General features: G+C 59.4%; 16 protein-coding genes. 5 read left to right on the top strand and 11 right to left on the bottom strand.

All coding sequences use genetic code 11. The features are described 5' to 3' along the window. The first annotated feature begins 257 nt into the window (after window positions 1–257). Entirely contained in the window at window positions 258–530 is a 273-nt protein-coding gene (locus tag V6F91_RS05680) for a DUF1652 domain-containing protein (protein WP_203418104.1), read from the top strand. A gap of 50 nt (window positions 531–580) precedes the next feature. Here the strand turns inward: V6F91_RS05680 and V6F91_RS05675 are convergent, their stop codons facing one another. Further along, window positions 581–3,055, bottom strand: coding sequence for a UvrD-helicase domain-containing protein (locus V6F91_RS05675; RefSeq protein ID WP_332762961.1), 2,475 nt, complete (start codon window positions 3,053–3,055; stop codon window positions 581–583). 256 nt (window positions 3,056–3,311) lie between these two features. Between V6F91_RS05675 and V6F91_RS05670 the strand changes: the two genes are divergently transcribed. Further along, window positions 3,312–4,007 (top strand): pirin family protein, encoded by a 696-nt coding sequence (locus tag V6F91_RS05670; protein WP_332762960.1) that lies wholly within the window; start codon window positions 3,312–3,314, stop codon window positions 4,005–4,007. 189 nt (window positions 4,008–4,196) lie between these two features. Here the strand turns inward: V6F91_RS05670 and pgm are convergent, their stop codons facing one another. From pgm to V6F91_RS05650, 4 genes are all read right to left on the bottom strand, one after another. Next, window positions 4,197–5,843 carry a phosphoglucomutase (alpha-D-glucose-1,6-bisphosphate-dependent) gene (gene pgm, locus V6F91_RS05665; protein WP_332762959.1) on the bottom strand — a complete coding sequence of 549 codons (1,647 nt, stop codon included), beginning with the start codon at window positions 5,841–5,843 and terminating at the stop codon, window positions 4,197–4,199. Window positions 5,844–5,948: 105 nt separating this feature from the next. After that, window positions 5,949–7,349, bottom strand: coding sequence for a PLP-dependent aminotransferase family protein (locus V6F91_RS05660; RefSeq protein WP_332763586.1), 1,401 nt, complete (start codon window positions 7,347–7,349; stop codon window positions 5,949–5,951). Window positions 7,350–7,398: 49 nt separating this feature from the next. Further along, window positions 7,399–8,865 carry a hypothetical protein gene (locus V6F91_RS05655; RefSeq protein WP_332762958.1) on the bottom strand — a complete coding sequence of 489 codons (1,467 nt, stop codon included), beginning with the start codon at window positions 8,863–8,865 and terminating at the stop codon, window positions 7,399–7,401. A gap of 551 nt (window positions 8,866–9,416) precedes the next feature. Next, window positions 9,417–10,439 carry a zinc-dependent alcohol dehydrogenase family protein gene (locus V6F91_RS05650; RefSeq protein WP_093101547.1) on the bottom strand — a complete coding sequence of 341 codons (1,023 nt, stop codon included), beginning with the start codon at window positions 10,437–10,439 and terminating at the stop codon, window positions 9,417–9,419. Between the two features lie 270 nt (window positions 10,440–10,709). Between V6F91_RS05650 and V6F91_RS05645 the strand changes: the two genes are divergently transcribed. After that, window positions 10,710–11,624, top strand: coding sequence for a LysR family transcriptional regulator (locus tag V6F91_RS05645; protein WP_239007503.1), 915 nt, complete (start codon window positions 10,710–10,712; stop codon window positions 11,622–11,624). Between the two features lie 91 nt (window positions 11,625–11,715). Here the strand turns inward: V6F91_RS05645 and V6F91_RS05640 are convergent, their stop codons facing one another. Genes V6F91_RS05640 through V6F91_RS05630 form a run of 3 tightly spaced genes read right to left on the bottom strand, consistent with a single transcriptional unit; the run spans window position 11,716 to window position 15,233 of the window. Next, window positions 11,716–12,951 carry an MFS transporter gene (locus tag V6F91_RS05640; RefSeq protein ID WP_332762957.1) on the bottom strand — a complete coding sequence of 412 codons (1,236 nt, stop codon included), beginning with the start codon at window positions 12,949–12,951 and terminating at the stop codon, window positions 11,716–11,718. A 42-nt stretch (window positions 12,952–12,993) separates the two neighbouring features. Then, a complete protein-coding gene (locus V6F91_RS05635) occupies window positions 12,994–14,097 on the bottom strand; it encodes a sugar phosphate isomerase/epimerase family protein (RefSeq protein WP_332762956.1) in 1,104 nt (367 codons plus the stop codon). After that, on the bottom strand, window positions 14,094–15,233 hold the full coding sequence (locus V6F91_RS05630) for a Gfo/Idh/MocA family protein (protein WP_423815315.1): 1,140 nt from the start codon (window positions 15,231–15,233) through the stop codon (window positions 14,094–14,096). Before V6F91_RS05630 ends, V6F91_RS05635 begins: the two co-directional genes overlap by 4 nt. Before the next feature lie 206 nt (window positions 15,234–15,439). Here V6F91_RS05630 and V6F91_RS05625 point away from each other — a divergent pair, with 206 nt between their 5' ends. Next, entirely contained in the window at window positions 15,440–16,447 is a 1,008-nt protein-coding gene (locus V6F91_RS05625; RefSeq protein WP_332762954.1) for a LacI family DNA-binding transcriptional regulator, read from the top strand. A 34-nt stretch (window positions 16,448–16,481) separates the two neighbouring features. Here V6F91_RS05625 and V6F91_RS05620 read toward each other — a convergent pair whose 3' ends face one another. The 3 genes from V6F91_RS05620 to gcvA form a co-directional block, all read right to left on the bottom strand. Further along, window positions 16,482–17,243, bottom strand: coding sequence for an SDR family oxidoreductase (locus tag V6F91_RS05620; RefSeq protein WP_332762953.1), 762 nt, complete (start codon window positions 17,241–17,243; stop codon window positions 16,482–16,484). Window positions 17,244–17,271: 28 nt separating this feature from the next. Then, on the bottom strand, window positions 17,272–18,099 hold the full coding sequence (locus tag V6F91_RS05615) for a DMT family transporter (RefSeq protein ID WP_332762952.1): 828 nt from the start codon (window positions 18,097–18,099) through the stop codon (window positions 17,272–17,274). A gap of 81 nt (window positions 18,100–18,180) precedes the next feature. Beyond that, a complete protein-coding gene (gene gcvA / locus V6F91_RS05610; protein WP_332762951.1) occupies window positions 18,181–19,074 on the bottom strand; it encodes a transcriptional regulator GcvA in 894 nt (297 codons plus the stop codon). A gap of 242 nt (window positions 19,075–19,316) precedes the next feature. Between gcvA and V6F91_RS05605 the strand changes: the two genes are divergently transcribed. Further along, window positions 19,317–21,056: a dipeptidase gene (locus V6F91_RS05605; protein ID WP_332762950.1), complete on the top strand. Its 1,740-nt coding sequence runs from the start codon at window positions 19,317–19,319 to the stop codon at window positions 21,054–21,056. Window positions 21,057–21,596: the final 540 nt, after the last annotated feature.

The raw sequence follows: 21,596 nt of genomic DNA, 5'->3' as shown, positions 1-21,596 counted from the left end.
GCTCGAAAAAAAGAATCGAGCTTGCCCAAGATCGGCATGGGCGGCAACCCAAAATCAGTGATGGCCATTTGGCGACTTCTCGGATTGGCGTGATCTACATCAAAAAAATAGCGGCAATCGCCAAATGGACTGAAAATTCTCACGAGAATTTCACAACTGGATGCTACTTTTAATAACTGTCACCGGTTGAGCCAATGAAGGCTCTTCCCACCTAACATGAGCAAACGGAAGCGCTCGATGAAGAAGGCGGGCAACACATGAATAAAGGGTTTAGCAAAGTCACGTTCCCCAATGCATGCCAGCTGATGCGCTGGCATTTTCATCCCATGGGTTTCGAAGCAACGATGGACGCGCCAGGCAGCATGGTCGCCCGTCTGTTCGATCGCGCCAGTGGCGAAACCATGATTGCCATCGCCGGTATTCCCTGCGCGACGGTCATGAATGCGGCAGACGTGGAACGAATCATCGAGGCTGTGGAGGATGAGCTGGAAGCTTTCATTCCTCCAGAGTCTCTCAGAAGTTACGCCTAGCCTGTTGAACTACAAAGAAAAAAGCCCGCAGTGTGCGGGCTTTTTTGTGCTCAGGTGGTTTGTCTCGTTTTGCGATGATCGACGAAGAACGGTTTGTTGCTCGGTACCCTGTCTGACGCCCGTGGCATGTTTGCCGCTTGCCCTTCCTGGGGCTCAACATACCAGTAGCAATGGCTGACGGCACGGGTAATACCGACGTAGGCCAGGCGCAGGATTTCGTCTTTTTGCGCGCTGTCGTACGGCTCGCTGTCTCCTGACTTGCCCAGCCCGGCCATGCGGTAAACCTGATTCTTGTAGGGCGAACTGGTCAGGTGCTGGCAATCGCCCAGCAAGAACACCGCATCGGCCTGCAGGCCTTTGGCGCTGTGGAAGGTCAGTTGTTTCAGTCGCCGAGCCTCGTACGGCAAGCTCGAATCTACATTAACTACAGGCTGAATATGTCCTGCTATCAATGACTTATCGCTGCCTTTTCGATAAAGCATTAAGATCGAATGACCTTGGCGATAGTGCTCGGACAAGCGTTCAGCCAGTGCCTGATCGTCACGCTCGAGAACGTTGACCGCTTGCAACGGCTTGGGCGCACCGCTGGCCTTGGCCTTCTTGCCCGGAATGGCCGGTGCCGCGCGAACGATATGCTCGGCGGCATCGATGATGTGCTGGTGGCTGCGGTAATTGTCGCTGAGCATCACACGCGTGGTGCTCGGTGACGGGAATTCCTTGTCGAACGCCATGAAGTAACTCGGCGAACTGCCACGCCAGCCATAGATCGACTGCCAGTCATCGCCAACACATAGCAAGGACGAACGTTGCGCCCCGCGCCCGACGTGCATGGCCGGGCCTCGGCTGCGGATTTCAGCGAGGCTTGCACGTATCCACGATACGATCTGCGGCGAAACGTCCTGAAATTCGTCAATCATCAGGTGCGAAAGCGGCCGAAGCAGCTCATCGCTCAACAGCTTGAGGTTTTCCGGCGAATGCTCGCTGAACAAGGCGAACATCCTGTTATAGGTCATGACCGGCGGCTTCTGGTCGAGCAGATGATCTTCGAAGGCGCGCCAGAACAGGCTCAGCGCCTCGAAGAAAAACCGGTCAGGGTCGTCTTTGGCGAAACTCATGCGACCGACTGCGTCAGGCACATCCAGCCCCAGGTTCTCGATAAACCCGGCAGCGCCGACGAAACAATCGAGCAACGGCGCCGAAGCCAGCTCGCCCTTGACCTTGTATTCAAAACCCGGCCCGGCGCTGGCGTCCCCGGCCAAGGTTGCCAGAATGCGCTTGGACGAATCGTAATTATCAAGCCAGATCAATTGCTTACAACAGAAAGCTTGAAACAGCGTGCGCTTTACTGCCCATTCGGCGCGCACGCTGAGCTTGGCGTTTGGCCGGGAAAGCTGCGGGTTCTCGCGCGGATCGAAACCGAGCACTACCCACGCGTCCAGGCTCGGGATGTAGCCGTGACTGTGGAATTTCGCACCATTGATCTCGAACGTCTGCCGATTCGGCTCGATGCCTTTGATCGGCCACGCACCGGCGCGAAACCACAGGTCCTCGATCACATCGCAGAGTTCTTCATCACGCCGCGAGGCCAGCTCCGTTACCGCCACACGCTTCTGTACGTCCGGGTGATCGCGCTCCAGCTCCTTCAACTGCAAACCGGCGCGGGACAACGGCTGAATCAACTGACGAAAACGCTCGTCTTCGTTAAACAAGCGGTGATAGCAGGCATTGAGCTGCTGGCGCTGCGCGTCATTAATGCGCAGGTCAAACGGGTTGCTGTCGACTTCTTCGGCAGCGCCCTGCGCTCTTTCACTGAGATTCTCAAAAGCCTGCAAGCGCTCGAAACCCGGCAGGCTGCGCACCATCGGCAAAATGCGCGAATGGAAGGTACGGACCAGTTCGCGAGCCTGGCGCAGATTCACTGCCAAATCCCAGAGTGCGAACACTTCGATCAGCTTGTTGATGAAATCCTTGCGTGACTCGCGGGTAAAGGTCACCACGGTCATTGAGTCCAGCTCGAAACCCAGATAGTGCTTGAGCAGCAGGATACGCAGCACCAGCGTGGTTGACTTACCCGCCCCGGCCCCGGCGACCACCGAGGTCGACGGCGTTTCGCTGAAGATCATCTTCCATTGCGCGGCGCTCGGCTGCGCGTGGGCAGGCAACAGGTGTGCAACATCGGCTTTCATGCGCTTTTTCAGTTCGGCCGTCAGTGGCAGGCGCCAATCATCGAACAAATGGTTGTCGACGCTGGGCGGGCGGTGCTCGGTGTTGCGGCTGTCGCGTATCAGCAGCACCTGCCGGCCTTCCTCCAGCCCTTCGATCTTGCCTTGTTTAAAGCCAAAGTCGACGCCGGCGGTGTGCCCGCTACGAAAGCCATCCGCCTGCCCGTGCAACCATGACGCACGGTGCTGCGCGCGCAAACGGGTCAAACCATGGCCGAAAAAACGCGCCGCCAGACGCTTGAACCAGGGCATCTCGGCCAATGGACGAAGTTCGGGAGGCAGATCGGGGGTGTGTTGCGCCACGCAGACGGCTCCAGTGTGTGAGGCTGAGGCGGCTATGGTGTCTGGATTCTCCGCACGTTTCTAGCGAAATGCTTATGGGTCATCGGTTTAGGCGATGAAATGAAAGTCGGATGAGATGTTTTTGCCGCTCTTTACATCAACCTATTCGATAGTAATGCCGCATTTTTTTACGCTTTTTATCGATACTTAACGAGTGGATGATCGCCGTCATAAACCACCGGTTTCGCCCTGTGCCGAACCTATTGCGGAGACGATAATGCTTGAACTCAGACCTTTCGATTCGCTGGGCGCAGCCCATCACGGCTGGCTCGATGCCCACCACCATTTCTCCTTCGCCGAGTATTACGACCCGCAACGCATGAACTGGGGCAACCTGCGCGTATGGAATGATGACGTGATCGCCGCCGGCAGCGGTTTTCCGCAGCATCCGCACCGCGACATGGAAATCATCACCTATGTGCGTGAAGGTGCGATCACCCACCAGGACAACCTTGGTAACAAGGGCCGCACCGAAGCGGGTGACGTGCAGGTGATGAGCGCTGGCACCGGCATTGCTCACAGTGAATACAACCTGGAGGCCAAAGACACGCGGATCTTCCAGATCTGGATTCTGCCGACTGAAACCGGTGCGCCACCCTCTTGGGGCGCCAAACCGTTTCCCAAAGGCCAGCGCGAAGGGTTCGTGACATTGGCCAGCGGTAAGGACGGTGACGATCAGAGCCTGCGAATCCGCGCCGATGCGCGTCTGGTTGCAGCGAATCTCAAAGCCGGCGAAACCGCGGAATACCGTCTGGATGAAGGGCGCCGCGCGTATCTCGTTCCGGCCACTGGTGTGATTGAGGTCAATGGCTTGCGTGCACAAGCTCGAGACGGCGTTGCGGTTGCGCAGGAGCAAGTGCTAACCGTCACGGCGATTGAAGACAGTGAAATCGTTCTGGTGGATCTGGCTTGAGGTCTACACCGCGATCCCTTGTGGGAGCGAGCCTGCTCGCGATGGTGTAGCGTCAGTCGATGAAGTCGTTTGCTGATCCACCGCATTCGCGAGCAGGCTCGCTCCCACAAGGAATGCTGGTTGCAGCAGGAATGTAAAAAGCCCCCGCCATCGTGAGATGGCGAGGGCTTTTTGTCATCACTCAAAGCATCAACGGCTGGAAATCGCCCCATCCACCAATGCCTGCGCTTCAACCACCAATTGCTTGAGGTGGTCGTCACCGATAAAGCTCTCGGCGTAAATCTTGTAAATGTCTTCAGTGCCCGACGGCCGCGCGGCGAACCAGCCGTTCTCGGTCATCACCTTCAGACCGCCGATCGCCTGATCGTTGCCCGGTGCGTGACTGAGAATGCTCTGGATTTTCTCACCGGCCAGTTCGGTCGAGGTGACCTGCGCTGGCGACAGCTTGCTCAGCAACGCTTTCTGCTCGGGATTGGCCTTGGCATCGACGCGCACCGAAAACGGTTCGCCCAGTTCATCGGTCAGCGCCTTGTACGCCTGGCTCGGATCGCGCCCGGTGCGCGCGGTCATTTCCGCGGCGAGCAACGCCGGAATCAGGCCATCCTTGTCAGTACTCCAGACGCTACCGTCCTTGCGCAGGAACGACGCACCGGCACTTTCTTCGCCGCCGAAACCCAGCGAACCATCGAACAGCCCTTCGGCAAACCATTTGAAACCGACCGGCACTTCGTACAGCCGGCGGCCCAGACGCTTGGCGACGCGGTCGATCAAGCCGCTGCTGACCACGGTTTTACCCACCGCGGCATCGGCGCGCCATTGCGGACGGTTCTGGAACAGGTAATCGATGGACACCGCCAGATAGTTGTTCGGTGCCAGCAAACCACCGGACGGCGTGACGATGCCATGGCGGTCGTGATCCGGGTCGCAGGCAAACGCTACGTCGAAACGCTCTTTCAGGCCAATCAGGCCTTGCATCGCGTGGCTCGATGACGGGTCCATGCGAATCTGGCCATCCCAGTCAACGGTCATGAAGCGGAACGTCGCGTCGACTTCCTTGTTGACCACTTGCAGATCCAGACGGTAGTGCTCGGCGATCGCCGACCAGTAGCGCACCCCTGCTCCGCCCAGCGGATCAACGCCCAGACGCAATTTGGCGTCACGAATGGCATCGAAGTCGATCACATTGATCAGGTCGGCAACGTAGGTATTGACGTAGTCATGGCGATGGGTGGTGCTGGCCTTGAGCGCCTGCTCGTAGCTGATGCGTTTCACGCCGGCTAGCTTGTTGGCCAACAGTTCATTGGCCTTGGCTTCGATCCACTTGGTGATATGGGTGTCGGCTGGCCCGCCGTTGGTTGGGTTGTATTTGTAACCACCGCTTTGTGGCGGGTTATGTGACGGCGTGATGACGATGCCGTCGGCCAGACCCGAGGTGCGGCCGCGGTTGTAGCAAAGAATGGCGTGGGAAATGGCCGGTGTCGGTGTGTACTCGTCACCTTCGGCGATCATCACCGTGACACCGTTGGCGGCCAGAACTTCCAGCGCGCTGGCCCCGGCCGGGGTCGACAGCGCATGTGTGTCGATGCCGACGAACAATGGCCCGGTAATACCTTGCGCTTCGCGGTACAGGCAGATCGCCTGGCTGATTGCCAGGACGTGCCACTCGTTGAAACTCAAGTCGAACGAGCTGCCCCGGTGTCCGGAAGTACCGAACGCCACACGCTGAGTGGAAATCGACGCGTCGGGCTGTCCGGTGTAGTAAGCCGTCACCAGTCGCGGGATATCGACCAACAGTTCTGCCGGTGCCGGTTTGCCCGCAAAAGGACTGAGTGTCATGCAAAACCTCTGAAATGGAGTGATTCAGGAATAGAGCGCAGTTTACTGGCAGTTTGACCGTAGTGCGACGGGATCTATCCGGGACTCTTCCGATGTTTTTTAACGTCAGTCAGCGGGGGCCAGACGCAAGGCGTCACCGAGCAACCCGACCACACCGGCCAGATCACGTTCACCATGACCCAGCGCACTCAGACGCAGGTTTTGCCCGTGCAGCCCCTGCAAGCTGAACAACTCGCCCGGCGCCACCACAATCTGCTGCCTGAGCAGGCGCTGGAAAACCTGAACCATATTGACTGGCCGCAACGACCGCACCCAGACGGTTGCGCCGCCCTCGGGCTCGACGACATCCAGCGCATCGCCCAAGCGATCGCGCAACAACGCAATCAGCGGCGTGCGACGCTCCTTGAGCATTCTTCGCAAGACCGACAGATGCTGGTCCAGTCGCCCGCCACCCAGCAGTCTGGCAATAGCTTTCTGGCGAATCGGTGACAAGCGGAACGCGCGCAACAGAAAGTGCCGCTGCAGCTCATGACGCCAATGTCGCGACAACAGAAAACCGAACGGTGCTTCAGCGCCGATGAACTTCTCGAACGTAGAAAACACCAGCAATCGTTCAGGATCCAGCCAGTCACGCAAGGGCTGTGCGCCCTCACCGTCATGCAGTTCGCTGTAGCAGTCGTTTTCCAGCACCCAGGTGCCGTGCAATGCCAGTAAATGCGCAATCGCCTGCTGGTTACTCAACGGACGCAGGCTGCCGCGCGGCATGTTCAATGCAGACGACACAAGCATCAAGCGCACCGATTCGTGCGTTAACAGCGACTCGAGCTGTTGCGGGTCTACCTGCCCTCCGCCCAGCAACGGTAACTCGATGACGTGCACCTGAGCCGCTTGCAACAGACGCAGGATCACCCAGTCGCATGGCGATTCGACCACGACGGTGGCACCACGCAATTGCAGCACCGAGATCAGTATTTCCAGCACCCCACGCAAATCTGCACCGATATAAACGTCGTCCGCGCGCCAGTAATTGGCCGTCGAGGTGGTGTAGCGCGCGGCCAATACCGTGCGCAGCTCCCGCTCGCCGCACGGTTGGATCAGCGAAGACGGCTGGCGTGGATACTGGCGTAACAATTCGCGCTCGAGCATCAACAACGGGCTGTCCAGTGGCTGCAGTGAAGCCGGGTCGTCAGCGCTCAGCACGCACATGCCCGGGCGTCTGGCGTTGACGTACACCGTCTCCAGCAAATCATGGCAGCTATCCAGCGAATCCATGTCGTGTAGCGCCTGGGCGTAATACCCGGACTTGGCGATCGAGTAGACCCGCCCTTCCTTTTCCAGCAGCGAATAGGCGTACTGTACCGTAGAGATTGATACGCTGAGCCGGTCTGCCAGTTGTCGCAGCGAGGGCAGACGCACTGCTGCGCCCTTCCCGGCTTCGTCTATCAACGATGTCAGATACCGATAAACCGCCTGATAAACGAAGTCATTGTCCCTCGACGCTTTCACAATCCCGTATCCGTGGGCATCCATTCATCTCCTGACAAAGAGCTCATGGTCAGCCTTTTGCCGAGCGGTCTGCTGGTGGCTGTGCAGTGGCGCCATGGTCGTCCAGGCTTGGCGAGGTGGCCTGGTCCGGAGCGGCTAGACGAAACGGCCCCAACGCATAGAGACGCACGATCAACCGGAGCGGCAGCCCGCTGACATCCGTCATCCACTTCACGACCTGTTCCGGGGCATGCAGGCCTTGCATTGCCCGATGCAGTTCCGGGATCGCCACCAGCATGCCGGGGTGACAATGGCGCAGGAACCGCTCAAGACCCGCGCCGCCATCGATGAACGGGGCAAACAACAGGCATGTCAGTTGGATCTGGTTCAAGTCGAAACTGGCCAGCAACGCACCTTCCGCCTGTACGCTCAATTGATCGAGCTCCCGCAAATTGCCGAAACTGGCCAGCAGTTGCTCGCAAACGGATTCGGGTACCTGTTTCTGCCGCATCGTCAGCAAGCTGGTCGCCAGATAATCACTGACACCCTCGTCGTAGCTCCGGCCTTCGATGAATTGCGCCTGCAAACCGCGCAGATGCGCAGCCACCACAGGCTCTGCGTGTTCATCGTCGGGCTGATAGAGCGTCATGTCGTCTGCCTGGAAACCGAGGAAATCACTGAGCAATGGCCAGCGCTCCTCAAGCTTGCCGACAATCATGTCGTTGATATGAATGAAACTGGTGCGCCGACAGGCTTCAAACTCACCCTGCGGATGCCAGCCCACTCGCTCCTCCTCTGGGTAGAACTCCCGGTAATAATCGCCACCCAGCGCATCGAGCAAAGGGAAGAGTCTGTCGAAGCTGACATTGCTCACTTGTGGCCCGGTGATGCCGGCCTTTTGCACCGCCCGGTCCAGCCCGTCCAGAAAATGCTGCTGACGGCGCGTTGATTCGCTGCCGACCATGGCATCAACGCCATGATTCCAGCGTGCGATCTGGCCATAGAATTCGGCGCTGGCAAGATAGGCGTCGTCCCACAAATGCAGCGGTTCGTCCCAGTTACGGCGGTGCCCGAGCAACAGCAGATTAAGGCGATTGCCTTCGCGACCCGCATCGCTGATCGGCACCTGATGATCAAATGGCACGACTTGCCGATGGTCCACCATCACCAGTTCCACCCGCGGATCGTCATACAGAAACAAGGCACTGTAGCTGCGATGCATGTTTTGCAGCTGCGTCTGGCTGTTGCCATTCCAGCGCAGATTGGCCACTCGCAGTTGAAACGTCGCCGGCGCACGACTGGCAATGCTCAACTGTGCAGCGCGCAGCAAAGCCAGGGTGTAACAGCTGTCGCGCGACCCGGTCTGATTCACCAGCACCCTGAATTGACCGATGTGCTCCATGCCGCCCGCGGCCACCGCGAGCCGCTGAATCAACAATTGCAGGGCCGTGCGTTCGGCACGGGAGAAAAAACTCAGCAAGCGTTGCAATACTTGCTGGTAGACATAGTTCATTGCTTGATCATGGATCGTGCTCATCGGTATTTACCCGGAATCGAAAGTTTCATGCCGCACTCACGGAGACACCCGCAGCGGACAATTCATCAATAAGTAATAGACGCTCAGATGCTAACACTTACAACTTTGAAGTTATTTGAAACACTTGAGCTGGCGAACCCCCAAAGATCGCCTTTTTTTGGCCTCAAAGCCCCGTATTCAAGGGGATTTCCTCGCCCACCGTTCGTCCTAGGAAATTTCCCACGGGGTCCGAAGGCAAGTGAGTACAAGAAAAAGAGAAGCGGTTTCCGAATCGTCTTACAGCATTTAAACAGAAGTTGCCGTTATCAACAGATTCAACGGTTAGATGTCGCGCAGGATAAATAGAATGCACAGCCATGGCTCATTCCTTGAGATGAAAGTAATCATCCAATTATCAGGGCTTATATGGCGATTAGAAGATACAGATCAAGAGCAAAAACCAGCTCAGTTGTTCAACAGGCACGCGGATGGCGCCTCAACAAGCGTGGTTGTCGCAAAGGGAGAGTAAACGCAGATGAGTCCGTGGGACCACGGACTCCGAGGGGCAAGGCTTACGCCGGTTCGACTTGCAGGGCAACCCGTTCGCGGCACGGGCACTCGTCCATGTAGCGGTGCGCTTCGACGAACTCGTTGAACGCGAATACACGGGTTTTCAGTGGCAGCAGCACGCGGTCAGCGGTCAGCTGGTTGATATCACGCAACGCGCGTTGCAGGGCGACGCTATCCTGTGCGATACCCAGCTCGGGCTTGCCGGTGAAATTGCCGATGCAATGCACAAAGAACTGGATGTTCTTCTGAAACGCTGCGCAGGCCGGGAACGGCGTCTGATTGCCGCCTTGCAAACCGTACAACACCAGGCTGCCGCGCGGTGCCAGCACATCGCCGAGCAACGACATCTGCGGGCCACCGAGGCCGTCGAACACAACGTCGACACCGCGGTTGTCGGTGATCTTGTTGATTCGCATCAACAGATCTTCCTCTTCGGTCACGATCACCTTTTCTGCGCCCAGAGACAGCAGATACTCGCGCTCTTCGGCTTCCTTGGTCGCGGCAATCACCCGCACACCCAGCGCCTTGCCCAACTGGACAAACGACGGGCCGGCGCAATGGCTGGCGTCAGTGACCAGAGCGAATTGCCCCGGCTTGACCCGCGCCAGATCGGCGTAGGCAAAGTAGGCGATCAGCAGCGGCGTGTAATGCACGCTGGCTTCGATCGGGCTCAGGACATCCGGATAACGCGTCAGCGCGGTCCGCGGCAGCACGATCGACTCGCCGTAAACCGGATAGTCGTTAGGGCTTTCAGCCGGGAAACTGGCGACCTTGTCGCCCACGGACAGATCCTCGACGTCGGCACCGACTGCGGTGACCACACCGGCCATTTCATGGCCAAGGCCCGATGGCAGACGGGCCTGGGACGAAGCCAGGTTCTGACGCCAGAGGGTGTCATACCAGCTGATGCCGATGGCTTCGACACGCACCTGCACTTCGCCAGGACCTGGCTGAGCGGCCGCATGCTCTTCGCATTTGAGCACCTCGGCCGGACCAAACTTGTGAAAACGGATCGTGCGGGACATCGCAAACCTCGTCAAAGTAACCTCTAATGCCATGAACTCTATCTGGGCTTTCGACCCAAGACCATCAGTGGCTATTAATAGTCGACATGCCTGTCATTGATTCCGCAACAGGGGCGGCATTGGCATAAACCTGCAAAAAAGCGCTGCCGCCGTCTCGTAAAAGCTGAATTTTCCGGTGCAGAGTACCAGCCTTTCCCCGTAAGATTCATGCCGGCCATTGTTCTCATATGGCCGCTCTCGTCAAGCTTGATGACTCTGCCAGGACTCCAGATGAATCGTAATGACCTGCGTCGTGTCGACCTGAACCTGTTGATCGTATTCGAAACATTGATGCACGAACGCAGTGTGACCCGGGCGGCAGAAAAGCTCTTCCTCGGACAACCGGCAATCAGTGCGGCGCTGTCGCGCCTGCGCAGCCTGTTCGACGACCCGCTGTTCGTGCGCACCGGGCGCAGCATGGAACCCTCTGCCCGCGCGGTGGAAATCTTCGCCCTGCTCTCGCCGGCCCTCGATTCGATTTCGACCGCCGTCAGCCGCGCAGCCGATTTCGATCCCGCTACCAGCACGTCGGTATTTCGGATCGGTTTGTCCGACGACGTCGAATTTGCCCTGCTGCCGATGCTGCTCAAGCGCCTGCGCGCAGAAGCACCGGGCATCGTGCTGGTGGTGCGCCGGGTCAACTACATCCTGATGCCAGGCCTGCTGGCCTCGGGCGAAATCTCGATTGGCGTCAGCTACACCACCGACCTGCCCGCCAATGCCAAACGCAAAGTCCTGCGCCGCAGCGCCCCCAAACTGCTGCGCGCCGACACCGTACCCGGCCCACTGAGCCTGGACGATTACTGCGCCCGCCCGCATGCACTGGTGTCGTTTGCCGGCGACCTCAGCGGCTTTGTCGACGAAGAACTGGAAAAACTCGACCGCAAGCGCCACGTGGTGCTGGCCGTGCCGCAATTCAACGGGCTGGGGACGCTGCTGGCGGGCACTGACATCGTCGCGACCGTGCCGGATTACACCGCTGATGCGTTGACGGCTGCGGGTGGGTTGCGCGCCGAAGACCCGCCGTTGCCGACACGCACGTTTGAACTGCACATGGCCTGGCGCGGGTCGCAGGATAATGATCCGGGTGAGCGTTGGTTGAGGTCGCGGATTCAGATGTTTTTTGGCGACCCGGACAGTCTCTAGGTGGCATCTGGATACGGCGAAACTGGCGCAAAATCTTTGCATTGAGCTCGCCCAGCCAGTTTTGCCCACCCCGTTATTCAGTCCCGCCCGCTCAAGCCTCGGCAGACGCCACCGCTGACCGCGACACATCACGAAAAGTAAACACGAACACCAGCACCACACCCAGCGAAAAGAACGCCGGAAACAACCAGATGCTCTGCCACTGATGCCCTTCAGGTGTGGCGTAGTAGTCAGAGACATGCCCCGCGACCCAGAAACCGATCAGCATGCCAACGCCATAGGTCGCCAGGGTAATCAGGCCCTGGGCCGAGCTTCTGAAGCGTTCAGGCGTTTTGGCGTCGGTGTAGATCTGCCCGGAGACGAAGAAAAAGTCGTAGCAGATACCGTGCAGGGCGATACCGGTGAACAGCATGAAGGCCAGATCGGCGTTGTTGCCGTAGGCGAACAACACGTAGCGCAAGGCCCACGCCAGCATGCCCATCAATAAAGCGATCTTGATGCCGAAGCGGTGAATGAACAGCGGCAGCAGGAGCATGAACAGCACTTCGGACACCTGCCCGATGGCCATCTTCGCCGTGGGGTTGGTCATGCCGATGTCCATCAGAAACGGGTTGGCATTCTGGTAATAGAACGCCAGCGGGATGCAGATCAGGATCGATGCGATGAAAAACACCAGGTAGCTGCGGTCTTTCAACAGGCCCAAGGCGTCGAGACCAAGGAGCTGTTTGACACCGGTGCGGGTGTTCTCGGTTTTCAACGGTGCGGTACGCGGCAGCGTGAAGCTGTAGACGCCCAGCACGAGTGACGCCAACGCCGCCATCATGAAGGTGTTGCGCAGGCCTCCTGAGGCAATCGCGGCTTTCGAGTCCCAGGCGAACACAAAACTGATCACCACTCCGGCGACAATCCAGCCCACCGTGCCCCACACACGAATGCGTGAGAACTCCAGCGCCGGGTCACGCATCTGTCGGAAGGCCACCGAGTTGACCAATGCCAGCGTCGGCATGTAGATCATCATGTAGGCCAGTACGTAGGGATAGAACGCGGCAAAATCCGCCGCTCGGTACAGCTGATAGAGCAATACCGCCCCCACCAGATGCAACACCGCCAGAATGCGTTCGGCATTGAAGAAACGGTCAGCGATCAGCCCGATCACGAACGGCGCAATGATCGCGCCCCAGGACTGGGTCGAGAACGCCATGCCGATCTGGCTGCCGCTGGCGCCCAGCTGGCTGGAAAGGAAAGTGCCCAGGGTGACGAACCAGCCACCCCAGATAAAGAACTGCAGAAACATCATGGCGCTCAGGCGCGCGGTCATCCAGGTCATCACAGTCACCGTTTTGTTTTTATTGGGAGCAGCGGGTGAAACTCAGGCGTCGGGCAAGCCGAGCAAGCGCCTGTTGGACGCCGCATCGCTGGCCACGCTGGCGAAATCGTCAAAGGCCTTTTCGCTTCTAGTGATCATGTGCTCGCGGATAAATGCAGCGCCCTCGGCAGCGCCTTGGGCGGAGTCTTTCAGGCAGCACTCCCACTCCAGCACGGCCCAGCCGCTGAATCCGTATTGAGTCAGCTTGCTGAAAATCGACTTGAAGTCGATCTGCCCGTCACCCAGCGAACGGAACCGTCCGGGACGCTCGACCCAGCCCTGATAACCGCCATACACACCGGAGCGCGCATCCGGACGGAATTCCGCGTCCTTGACGTGGAACATGCGGATCCGTGAGTGATAACGGTCGATAAAGCCCAGGTAGTCCATCTGTTGCAGCAACAAATGGCTGGGGTCGTAGAGGATGGCGGCGCGGGGATGATGATTGACGGCTTCAAGGAAACGCTCGAACGAGGCGCCGTCGTGCAGGTCTTCACCGGGGTGAATTTCATAGCACAGGTCGACACCGGCCTCGTCAAAACAGTCGAGGATCGGCAGCCAGCGCTTGGCCAGTTCGGCAAACCCTTGCTCGACCAGACCGCTGGGGCGCTGTGGCCAAGGGTACATGTAAGGCCAGAGCAAAGCCCCGGAAAACGTGGCGTGTGCGGTCAGGCCCAGACGCTGGCTGGCCCGCGCCGCCAGCTTCAACTGCTCAATGGCCCACTCGGTACGCGCCTGGGGCTGGCCATGCAAATGAGCCGGCGCAAAATCATCGAATAGCGCATCGAACGCCGGATGAACCGCCACCAATTGCCCTTGCAGGTGTGTCGACAGTTCACTGATTTCCACGCCGGCGCGGGCGCACACGGCTTTCAACTCATCGCAATAGCTCTGGCTTTCAGCCGCGCGTTCAAGATCGATAAAGCGTGTACCCAGCGTCGGCAGTTGAATGGCGCTGTAGCCTTGGGATGCGGCCCATTGCGCGATATTGGTCAAAGTGTCGAACGGCGCTTCATCGCCGATGAACTGCGCGAGAAATATCCCCGGCCCGCGCAGGCCTTGGGAAACCGGAGTTGTTGCGGTCGCAGCAGACGCTTGCGGTTTCATACGTTGCACTCCAGAGGGGTCCACTTGGCATCGCTGTGGTGGCTGGCAATGGCCGCTTCGATAAACGCCATGCCGCGCAGGCCCACTTCTATTCCAGGCACGCCAGGGGCGGTGTTGCCTTCGACTTCTGCACGGATGGCCGTGGCAAAGTCGCCGTACAGATTGGCCATGGCTTCCAGATAACCTTCGGGATGGCCAGCGGGCAGGCGCATGCGCCGGGTCGCGGCCTCGCATAACCAAGGCTGCCCGGTGCCGGAACGCAGGACGCGCATCGGTTGGTCGAGTGAGCGATGAATCAGGCTGGCGGGCTGTTCCTGGCGCCATTCGAGGCCGCCCTTGTCACCGTAGACCCGAATGCTCAGCGGGTTCTCTTCGCCCGCGCAGACCTGGCTGGCGATCAGCACACCACTGGTCCCCTGCGCCGTCTTGAACAGCATGGCGGCGTCGTCATCCAGCTGACGGCCCTCGACGTGCACACCGAGGTTGGCACACAGGTGAGTAATGGTTTGACCAGCCACAAACTCCGCCAGGGAAAACGCGTGGGTGCCGATATCGGCGATGCACCCGCCTGCACCGGACAACGCCGGCTGCCCGCGCCACTCAGCCTGCTTGTTGCCCTGCCCGGCCACATCCTGGCTGAGCCAGCCCTGAGGATATTCCACCAGCACCTTGCGCACGTTACCGATGTCGCCGTTGCGCACCATGTCCCGCGCTTGCCAGACCATCGGGTAACCCAGATAGGTATGCGCCAGGCCGTACAACCCGGCGCTGCCGTACAAACGGGTTTTCAGGTCCTGCAGTTCAGCGAGGCTCAATGCGGCGGGTTTCTCGCTGAACACATGAAAACCTGCGGCCAGTGCTTCGCTGGCCACCGGCGCGTGCAGATGATTAGGCGTCACGATCACCAGCAACTCCATGCGCTGATCAGCGGGTAGCGCACGCTCGGCTTCAAGCATCAACTGCCACGTGCTGTAACAGCGTGACGGTGGCAGACCCAAGCGGTTGGCCGTACGCAGGTTGTTCTGCGCGTCGCGACTGAACGCCCCGCACACCAGCTCAAAGCGGCCATCGAGCCCTGCGGCCTGGTGGTGCGCTTGAGCGATAAACGAGCCCTCTCCGCCACCGACAAAGCCCATTCTTATTCTAGGTATCACTGTGTTCATCGCTGACCTTCTCTGTCCGGCGCGGCTGGATTCTTTCTGAATGTAACCGGTTACATTTGAGCAGGAATTTAGGCGTTGGGGCGTGAGCTGTCAAACCGATAATCCACGCTCGCAAGGATTCAAGCTCAGGCAGACCTGCTGTAAGCTCGTCCGACGTTCAGTTCAGACATGAGGTGGTTTTGTCCAATATCCGTGAAGTCGCCCGGCTCGCCGGCGTTTCGGTCGCCACCGTATCGCGCACCCTGAAATCGCCCGAGCGCGTGCGCCAGGCCACCCGAGACATAGTCAATGCCGCCGTCGAGAAAGCGGGTTATCGCCCCAACCTGATGGCCGTGCAATTCCGCTCACGACGCACCGGCAACCTGGTGATTCTGGTCCCGAAAATTGCCAACATTTTTTTTGCCCGAGTAATCAGCGGCGCGCAATCGGCTGCCCAGGCCGCCGGTTACCGATTGCTGTTGTGCGATACCCAGGGGCGCGAGGAGATCGAGCGTGAATTCGCCGAGCTGGTCTACGCGCATCAGGCCGATGGCGTGATTCAGTTGCGCGCTTACGACCCCTTCCCGGTTGACAGCAAGCAGTCGCCACCGATGGTCAACGCCTGTGAAGTCATCCAGGGCGGACGCCATCCCACCATCAGCCTCGACAACCATGCGGCTGCCAAGGCCATGACTGAATACTTGCTCGGTCTGGGCCATCGGCGAATTGGCCTGATCAAAGGCCCTCAACACAGCCCCCTGACTCAGCAACGGGTCGCCGGTTATCAGGCGGCACTGGCCAAGGCAGGCATCCCCAGCGACCCGGCGATCATCTGCCACGGCGATTTCAGCTTGCGCGCCGGTTACGACGGCGCCGCCACCCTGCTGACGCTTGCCGATCGCCCTACTGCGCTGTTCTGCGAGAACGACGAGATGGCCATTGGCGCGCTCAAGCGCATCAAGGAAGCCGGCCTGCGGGTGCCCGAAGATATCTCGGTGGTGGGCTTCGATGATATTCCGTTGGCGCATTACTGTGACCCGCCCCTGACGACCATTGCCCAACCCGCCGAAGGTTTTGGACGCACGGCCGTGGAGATGCTGATCAACCTGATCGAGAAAAAGATCAATCCTGAGCAGCATGTGATTCTGCCCTTTGAACTGACGATACGTGAAAGTTCGGCTGCGCCTTCAGTTCGTCAGACCGGTTGAAGTTCAAGGCCGGTAACAGCTTCCGCCGTCTGAATCACTTTCCACCGGTCACATCCAGAAAGGTACCGGTGACAAACGATGCCTCCGCGCTCGCCAGCCAAAGAATGGCCCGCGCAACCTCCTCCGGCTGCCCGCCGCGCCCCATGGGAATCGAGTCCTTGACGCGGTCGACTCGCCCCGGTTCGCCGCCGCTGGCATGCATGTCGGTGTAGATGTGGCCGGGGCGGATGCAGTTGACGCGTATGCCTTCGCGGGCGACTTCCTTGGCCAGGCCGATGGTGAAGGTTTCCAGCGCGCCTTTCGACGCCGCGTAATCGACGTATTCATTAGGGCTGCCGAGCCGCGCCGACGCCGACGACACATTGATTACCACGCCGCCCGCGCCATTATGCCGGTGCGACATGCGCTTGATGGCCTGCTGGGCGCACAGGATCGGCCCGATGGCGTTGACTGCAAAGATGCGTTGCATCCGCGCGAAGTCGAGATCTTCGAGTCGCGATTGCCTGGCCAACATTCCGGCATTGTTGACCAGCACGTCGATGCGTCCGAACGTGCGGTCGATGGCCGCGAACAACTCGGCGACCTGTTCGGGATCGGCACTGTCGGCGCGCACCGCCAACCCCCTGCGTCCTGCGGCGTGTACATCCGCGATCACCGCCGACGCCGCAGACTCGTTGGCGACATAGCTGATGGCGACGTCGTAGCCTTGCGCGGCGGCGAGTCGGGCCGTGGCGGCGCCCACCCCGCGGCTGCCACCGGTGATCAGAATCAACGGTGCCTGCGAGACTTCATTCATGAACCTGGCTCCTGAACAGTTGGCCGTGTCAGCCGATGATGAAAATGCCGCTGACGATCACCACGCACGCCAATATCCGCCGGACGCTGAGTGCTTCGCCGAGAAACAAGTAGCCGATCAACGCTGCGAACAGCACGCTGGTCTCGCGCAATGCCGATACCGCGCCCAGCGGCGCTTCGTTCATTGCGTAAATGACAATGGCGTACGCGAGCAATGACACCAGCCCGCCGATGACGGCGGCTGACGTTCCGGGACGCAGGGTAAACAGGCTGCGGGCGTTGCGCAGAGCGATGTACACCGCTGGCATCATCACGCCCCACAACGCGCACATCCACACGGTGTAGGCCAGCGGTGCGCCCGACAGCCTGGCGCCGATGCCGTCGACCACGCTGTAGGCGGCGATAAAACAACCGGTGCCCAATGCGTAAGGCAGGCTGGGCACCGACAGCCTGCGCCCGCTGAAGGCCAGCGAAATAATCCCGCCGGACACCAGTGCAACGCCGAGCAGTTGGCCGGGCGCGATGCGTTCACCGGCGAAAACGGCAGCACCGAGGGTAATCAACGCTGGCGACGATCCCCGGGAAATCGGATAAACCTGGCCCAGTTCCGCGACCCGGTAACTGCGCACCAGAAACAGGTTGTAGCCAACATGCAGCAGCGCCGAGAGCACCGCGAACCCCCAGCTTGCGGCGGCGGGCAGCGGCATGAACGCGGCGGCGATGACACAGGTGATCGCAATGGCGATGCACATCACCGTCATCGACCACAGCCGATCGGCACCGCCGCGCAGCAGTGCGTTCCAGCTGGCATGCAGCAGTGCGGCAAAAAGAACCAGGATGACGATATGAGTAGGCATGGCCGCCATATTAGGTAACGCAGTCAGCGGACAACAGCAAAGTTTACTCAATGTGTCATGAGCATTTCCTCATGAAGCCAGTCAACGCACTTTCATCGCCTCGCTCATCAACCATTGGCGAAAGCTGACAATGTGCGGCTGCGCTTCGATGCCCTTGGGACAAACGAAATAGTAGGCAAGCGGCGACGCAAATGGCACATCGAACAGGCGCACCAGTCGGCCATCGCTGATCTCGTTCTCGACGTGGCCGCTGCGTACCAAGGCCACACCCTGACCGAGCAAAGCAGCTTCTACGGTCATGTTGGTGTCGCCAAACCGGACGCTTTCGCGAACGGGCGAAAACCCCAGCCCGATGGCTTCGAACCAGGCTTCCCATTTCGGCACCAGTTCGGCGCCATCGCGGGTCAGCAGCGGGAAGTGCAGCAATTCGGCCGGGCTGTGCGGCATGCCGATGCGTTGCAACAATTCGGGACTGGCGACCGGAAACACCTGCTCGCCGAACAGAAATTCGGCATACAGCCCCGGATAATCGCCCTTGCCCAGCCGGATCGCCACGTCAGCCTGGCCTGCGGCGAAATGGATGACTTTGTCTGTGGTGTCCAGCGCCACCAACAGTTCGGGGTGCTGCCGCGACAGGTTCGGCAACCGCGGCAGCAGCCATTTCAGCGCAAAGGAATACGTCGTGCTGACGCTCAGACGCACCCTGCCCTTTTGCTCGCGCAGATCAGCCAGTGTCGCCTCCAGACTGATGAAAAATTCCCGCACGATCGGCGCCAGCGTCGCCCCCGCGGCGGTGAGGCGCAACGCCTTGCCGCGCTCGAACAATGGCAGCCCCCACAGCGCTTCGAGGTGTTTGAGCTGATGGCTGACCGCGCTCTGGGTCACATGCAATTCTTCTGCGGCAGCGGTGAAAGTCGGGTGCCGGGTGGCGACTTCAAAGGCACGCAAGGTCGCGGTCGGTGGGAGATCTTTCATGGGCCGGTCATCCGATCGAATTGTCGGCCACGAGCTGAGCATGAATAACCGCTCATGATCAAGCCATGCCGCGTTTTGGCGCGTGGAGGCGTTTTCATTGATGCGTCGCTTTTGCCGTTCTGTGCGACACGTCCCGTTTCAGGGCTCCCGTATTCCTGCGCAGCGGTGGTAGTTTGTAAGTGCATGTGTCCTGAGATTCAGGCACGACTTATTTATCACTCTGCAAAGGAATGCCTTTCGCAATGAATGTCCCTTTCAAAAAACTCGCGGCGACCACGCTGATTCTGGCCGGCCTCGCGGTCTTCACCGCGCCAGCACAAGCCAACATCACCGCGCAGCAAAGCGCCGAGATACTGAAAACCTACGACGCCGCGTCAGTGACTGATTTCCATCAATTCCTTAGCGAACTGGGCAAAAGCGATCTGGCAAAAAAAGCCGAGATCAGCCCGGCCATCGGCGCCTATCTCGGCAAAAAGACCCTGACCGCTGAACAGCAGAACGAGATCTACCGCCTGCTCGGTCTCTACACACGCGTGAAATACAGCGCTGCGGCCACCGAAACCCTGCGTGAGCTGGTCGAAATTCCGACTTATCGCAAGGACGGCGTCGAGCAGCACGACAACCCGGAATTCATCAAGATCGCCGCGAAGATCAAGAGCCTCGCCGAGTCGTTCGGTCTGAAATTCCGCAACATCGACAATCGCGTCTACGAGATATCCCTCGACGGCAGCGGTGAAGAAGTCGTGGGCATTCATGCGCACGCCGATGTGGTGCCGGTGACGCCGGAAAACTGGGTGCTCAAGGACGGTACCCGCCTCGACCCGTTCAAGATCACCCTGATCGGTGATCGCATGTACGGTCGCGGCACTGAAGATGACAAGAACGGCATCGTCGTCACCCTGTACGCGATGAAGGTCATCAAGGAAGAAAAGCTGCCGCTGGTGCGCAACTTCAAGCTGCTGGTCGACACCACCGAAGAAACCACCGGTGATGCCATTCCTTATTACTTCGAACGCAATGCCACACCCAACTACAACCTCGCGCTGGACGGCGGTTACCCGGTGGTGATCGCCGAAAAAGGTTACGGCACAGTCATGGCCAACTTCGCCAAGCGTAAAGGCGAAGGCAAAGGTGCAGAAATCGTTGCGTTGACCGGCGGCATGGCGACCAACCAGATTCCTTCAGCCTCGGTGGCCACCCTGCTCACCGACAAGCCTGCGGAACTGGCGACCAGCCTGCAACAGGCCGGTAGCGAATACGCCAGGCGCAACGGCGGCAATTTCGAGGTCAGCGCCAAAGTCGACGGCAAGGACGTCAAACTGACGGTGACGGGTGTGTCCGCGCACTCCTCCGAACCCGAGTCCGGGGTCAATCCGGTGGCGCGCATGCTCGATTTTATCAATAGCGTTGATGGCAAGGTCGCGCTCAAGCACAACCACATCACCGACGCCGCCCGTTACCTCGCCGACAACTGGGGCCTGGATTATCTCGGCAACAAGCTCGGTGTCGGTTTCTCCGACGCCTTCATGGGACCGCTGACCACCTCGCCGACTTTCGTTGGCATGGATGACAAGACCTTCAAACTGGCGGTCAATCTGCGTGTGCCCAAAGGCAAGTCGCCGGAGAAGCTGAAAACCGAAATCGCCGATAAACTCGCGGCCTGGAGCAAGAAAACCCACGTCGCAGTGGCGTTCGATTATTCGGTCGCGGCACCGATGTACCGCAATCCCGAGGGTGAATGGGTCAAGGCGTTGCTGGCGGTCGCCACGGAAAACCTTGGCATGAAACACGAATTCGGCACCTCTGCCGGTGCGACTTCGGTGCATGAACTGCCTAACGGCGTGCAGTTCGGCCTGGCCATGCCGGACGTGAAATACACCGGCCACACCGACGGCGAATTCAAGACCGTCGAGCAATTCCAGCTTGATCTGCAGATCGTCACCGAAATGATCGGCCGCATCGGCCAGTTGCCGAAACTCTGATTGGTTCGCCGAGCCCGCTGCAATGGTGGGTTCGGCGTTTGAATTGCCACGTAAATCGGCGCCCCCCAGTTCCGCTTTGGCCAGAAGCATCTTCATGGCTTTTAGGCCGCCATCGCTTGCAGGCAAGCTCCCACATTTTGATCGCATTCATCAGCCTTGGCCATTCTAACGGGGCACAGCCAAAAGCCCCTCACCCTAGCCCTCTCCCGAAGGGAGAGGGGACTAAACGGGGTGGATGAAAGAGATGCGCCAACGCGCAATACCGAGCCGAACGCAAATTCGAAGCCAACCAAAATCGGCTCCCTCTCCCTCGGGAGAGGGCTGGGGTGAGGGGCAGCCACACCGCAAATCTCAAGCCAACCACCCGCTTCTAACCACTCAACAATGAGCGTTAGCTCGAGTGCCCTTGATCTTGCCTAACCAGCGACATCGGAAGGCTGAGTGGAGGGATTGATCCGGGCGTGGGAGCGCAGCGACCGTCTGGCGCAGCCAGACACAGCGGAAGTAGGTGCAGCGAAGCAAACCGTAGCCGCTGCGCCC

The sequence above is a fragment of the Pseudomonas koreensis genome (genome assembly GCF_036668835.1).
GTDB lineage: Bacteria > Pseudomonadota > Gammaproteobacteria > Pseudomonadales > Pseudomonadaceae > Aquipseudomonas > Aquipseudomonas koreensis_I.
Note: the sequence above shows the minus strand (reverse complement) of the source record. Positions and strands in the feature narration are given on the sequence as shown.

What these genes read in the sequence shown, in the direction of transcription:
- V6F91_RS05680 (WP_203418104.1), top strand. Translation starts at nt 258, where the DNA reads ATGAATAAAGGGTTTAGCAAAGTCACGTTCCCCAATGCATGCCAGCTG.
- V6F91_RS05615 (WP_332762952.1), bottom strand. Translation starts at nt 18,099, where the DNA reads ATGCCTACTCATATCGTCATCCTGGTTCTTTTTGCCGCACTGCTGCAT.
- V6F91_RS05655 (WP_332762958.1), bottom strand. Translation starts at nt 8,865, where the DNA reads ATGAGCACGATCCATGATCAAGCAATGAACTATGTCTACCAGCAAGTA.
- V6F91_RS05620 (WP_332762953.1), bottom strand. Translation starts at nt 17,243, where the DNA reads ATGAATGAAGTCTCGCAGGCACCGTTGATTCTGATCACCGGTGGCAGC.
- pgm (WP_332762959.1), bottom strand. Translation starts at nt 5,843, where the DNA reads ATGACACTCAGTCCTTTTGCGGGCAAACCGGCACCGGCAGAACTGTTG.
- V6F91_RS05640 (WP_332762957.1), bottom strand. Translation starts at nt 12,951, where the DNA reads ATGACCTGGATGACCGCGCGCCTGAGCGCCATGATGTTTCTGCAGTTC.
- V6F91_RS05635 (WP_332762956.1), bottom strand. Translation starts at nt 14,097, where the DNA reads ATGAAACCGCAAGCGTCTGCTGCGACCGCAACAACTCCGGTTTCCCAA.
- V6F91_RS05630 (WP_423815315.1), bottom strand. Translation starts at nt 15,233, where the DNA reads ATGGGCTTTGTCGGTGGCGGAGAGGGCTCGTTTATCGCTCAAGCGCAC.
- V6F91_RS05670 (WP_332762960.1), top strand. Translation starts at nt 3,312, where the DNA reads ATGCTTGAACTCAGACCTTTCGATTCGCTGGGCGCAGCCCATCACGGC.
- V6F91_RS05645 (WP_239007503.1), top strand. Translation starts at nt 10,710, where the DNA reads ATGAATCGTAATGACCTGCGTCGTGTCGACCTGAACCTGTTGATCGTA.
- gcvA (WP_332762951.1), bottom strand. Translation starts at nt 19,074, where the DNA reads ATGAAAGATCTCCCACCGACCGCGACCTTGCGTGCCTTTGAAGTCGCC.
- V6F91_RS05650 (WP_093101547.1), bottom strand. Translation starts at nt 10,439, where the DNA reads ATGTCCCGCACGATCCGTTTTCACAAGTTTGGTCCGGCCGAGGTGCTC.
- V6F91_RS05605 (WP_332762950.1), top strand. Translation starts at nt 19,317, where the DNA reads ATGAATGTCCCTTTCAAAAAACTCGCGGCGACCACGCTGATTCTGGCC.